This is a genomic window from Endozoicomonas sp. ONNA2 (genome assembly GCF_024606365.1).
Classification (GTDB): domain Bacteria; phylum Pseudomonadota; class Gammaproteobacteria; order Pseudomonadales; family Endozoicomonadaceae; genus Endozoicomonas.
The window spans coordinates 1-3025 of the sequence record NZ_JAHHPO010000607.1 but is presented as its reverse complement, the minus strand read 5'-3'; the positions used below and the strand labels follow the sequence as shown (position 1 = coordinate 3025).

Annotated in this window: 2 protein-coding genes; both read right to left on the bottom strand. The window is 50.5% G+C overall.

The genetic code is table 11. The annotated features are described in order from the left end of the window. Positions 1–177: 177 nt before the first annotated feature. Complete coding sequence (locus KDK14_RS10725) at positions 178–2514, bottom strand: hypothetical protein (RefSeq protein ID WP_257265103.1); 2337 nt, start codon at positions 2512–2514, stop codon at positions 178–180. 314 nt (positions 2515–2828) lie between these two features. Beyond that, positions 2829–3025: hypothetical protein (locus KDK14_RS10720; RefSeq protein WP_257265102.1), on the bottom strand; the 197-nt coding region annotated here is incomplete at its 5' end.

Genomic DNA, 3025 nt, shown 5'->3' with positions numbered 1-3025 from the left:
ATTTGTGCTCTTCGTGTGTTTCGTGGTTCCAATTCAAGACCCGCAACAAACCAACGCGCCTGCACTGGTTCGCAAAAGCTAAGGAAAGAATGGGCTGTGGTAATATTAGGAAGTATTCCTTAATGTCTACCCTGAGAAGGTAATTAACGAGGCTGTTTCAGAATTCACTGTCAGCCATCAATATTCGGACACTAAAGAAACCAGTTCATTGCTATTCGCTCTGTTGTCAATAGCTGACGCATTGCAGCAAATCGCATCCCTGATCCAGGTCATGGGCCGCAGGACTAACTCTTTGCCGCTTAACCCTTGCTTGTAGCCCTGATACCACTGGTAGATGGCATACAGCATTATGCCACCCGTGAGAATCCCCGCTACTGCCCCTCCGACCAGGGCAGGAACCGGAATGCCTGTATGAACTTCGTCGTGGTTAAGGGGGAGAATAGTGTGGTTATCGGTTCCGTTAACCGATGCAGAAGGCACAGTGACAGATGGTACTGGCTGGTGTTGAGTAGCCGTTACTGTTTTGAACGACAAATGTCGATCAACAGTGGGCGATTGATCTCTGCTTGAGAACAGAGTCGTTGATGAAACTGCCGAACTGGCCATCTGTGAGCTTGGCAGGCTCGTTGATAGCGTTGTCGTGTGATAACTGCCAGCTGTGGCGGTCGTGTTGAGTCGTGTGGGAGGAGCGTCAGTGCTTTCCTTCGCACAGTTGGCCTTGGCGCAACCAGGGTTTTCCAACCGGGCGTTGAGTGTGGTGTTACAGGCAAGGGTACGCGTAAATGGGTGAGTAGTGTCGCCAGCGGCTATGCCTGCGTGAACGCCCTTGATGTGACTGTTGCAGGCAGTGGTATCGCTGATGGTTACAAGCCCCCTTGCACCTCGATAGCCAGCTCCCACTGCGGCATAACCATTTGTTCCTTGAGCTGATATCTGACAATTGATAGCGGTTGTCTGGCTAATCTTATTGTTGTAGAACGCGTATCTTCCAAAACTGGCCGCAGCAATCGCCGCAGCAGTTTGGTTATTGTCACCTTGTCTGGCTTCAATGATCATATTTCTGGCGGTGGTGTTATGGATCTCGCATTTATCTTCGAGATAGGCAGTAGCAACCGCTACCTTACCTGCGCAGAACAATTTATTATGTTCGGCCAGAGTATTTTTGATTGTGCTTTGAGCACAACTTGCTGTTACGATTCCTGTGGCGGGCGTACCGTACCAGGAATTTTTTCCAAAACCTTCTTTTAATTCAAGGTGGTTATTGATAGCAGTGGTATCGCTAATACGGCACTTGACTGCATTGGCAACAACTACCGCAATCTTTGGGTTTGGTGCGAACCATATCTGCGAAAGCAGGGTGTTATTGATGGCATGGGTACCCTCTACAGTTGCGCCGTCCGCCCTCCCTGCGACACCACCGGCGCAGACCGTTCGAGTGTTATCTTCCAGCCGGTTATTGGTAAGTCTCGAGTTGCTGACATAAACGTTATCGTCCATGCTCCCAGCCATCAGGCCGGTATAAATCTCAGGGGTGTTTGGGTAATAAGGGGTGCCTGAGTTAACTGCTGTGATCTGGCAATGGTCAATCGAGTTGCTGTCCAGGGAAGCAGATCCTTTGGCCCTTCCGGTTAATATTCCTATAGAGGCAGACAGTAGCTTTAATGTATTTGCGCTCATCGTCGAGTGCTTGACTTGGTTGCCTTCCAGTTTTGAGTTGCCCCTGATCTCTCCCGCCAGCATTCCTATCCTCATAGGCCTGCGGCCTCTCACTAAGACATCAGAATGTTCCACGGTGTTATTTTTCAACAACGAGTGTCCGCTGGCTTCACAGGCAATAAGGCCCTTATTACCGTAAAATAGTCTGTCATTTATACTTATAATGGTGGCATATTTGACCACCACATTACGTACTACTCCCTTATCTTTCACCTGCAAGAACAGGCAGTTGTTCAGGTTGCTGATACGCTTGCCGTTACCGTTATACTCACCATTGAAGTTATGGATGGGCGAGTGGTTGTCGGCAGCAATATTAGCGATCTGTTCGTACTTGCCATTGGCGCGATAGCATCGCTCCTTCCCGATTTTGGCCAAGTCAGCATTGCTCTGAACAGGAATTGGCTCGTCTTTGCAGCCCGGTTGGGTGGTTGTGCCATCGGTGTTTACAGGATCGCTGCCCGGTGGCGCCTGGCCCCGACAACCTGGCAGGCTGGCCAGCGCCAGACAGGCCATGGCTAACTGATTAATGGTATTCAGATAGCTATTGGCCGGTATGGCTTTCTGGACCAGACGCAGGGCCAGCTCTTTAGGTTGAATCTTCAGTTGTATCCATGGGCCACCGGGCTGATCAGGCCCCGGGCCGGGGTTAAAGCCGGGATGAAAGGATTGAGCCACTGTCTTACTGACATTCCAGAAGCCCGGCCAGACCGAGCCCCGCTCCGGGCTATGGCCGCTATCAGCGGCAGCGGAATCAGACGGTGGCGTTATGGTTACGCAGGAAGTGAGTAGAGGAGTCATTTCAGAGCTTCCGGGTTTACAAAATTCCAGATACAAATATAGATGTAAATAAGGATGATTTTATTTTTGTCAGTAGCGGGATTACTGTGAGTTCTTGCTACAAATGTTTAAGGCTAACAGCCAAGAAAAGGGAATTTCAGAACTGTGTGAGAATCTGTTCAACACTGCCCGCTGTATCACCATAGGGCTGGAAAAACAGTGGGTTGGGAAAACCCGCAATAGCCGGTGGCCATCGAGCGCCTGAATACCATCACTTATCCGGCTTCCCGGAACCGCGATACCGGCATCGGTGGCTGCCGGTTCAGGTTTCACTCTCAAACATCAATCCCCCCCAAAGAAACCAGTTCCCGGGTATCCTCTTCTTTTCCCATAGGAATTGGGCCGAAATAATTCCGACTTTTCTGAGCCTCGAACCTCCGTTCGTCCTGAGTCTGTCGAAGGGCGTGGACTCCGGCATCGATTATCGTGCCAGTCATCCTTCGACTCCGCTCAGGATGAACGCAGACCGAGT